Source organism: Pseudomonas sp. BJa3 (genome assembly GCF_026343815.1).
Taxonomy (GTDB): domain Bacteria; phylum Pseudomonadota; class Gammaproteobacteria; order Pseudomonadales; family Pseudomonadaceae; genus Aquipseudomonas; species Aquipseudomonas soli.
Window position 1 is genome coordinate 1 of the sequence record NZ_JAOXMC010000483.1, and the last position, 242, is coordinate 242.

Here is a 242-nt window from a genome sequence, read left to right on the forward strand (position 1 = left end):
TGTTGGGTGTTTTTTTTGTGTTTTTTTGTGGGGCGTTCTTGGTTGTTTTGTGGGTGGTTTTTTTTTTATATTTATTTTTGTTTTTTTGTGGGGTTGTGTTTTTTTTTTTTTTTGGGGGTGTTTTTTTTTTTTTTTTGGTTGGGGTTTGGGTGGGGGTTTTTTTTTTTTTGTTTGTGTGTTTGTGTTGTTTTTTTTGGTTTGGTTTTTTGGGGTTGGTTGTTTTTTTTTTTTTGGGCCTTCGT

General features: G+C 31.8%; 1 protein-coding gene. It reads right to left on the bottom strand.

Annotated elements, in window-relative coordinates; genetic code table 11:
* Positions 1-242, bottom strand: a 242-nt coding sequence (locus OH705_RS30140; RefSeq protein ID WP_267303607.1) for a hypothetical protein, incomplete at both ends; no start/stop codon positions are given.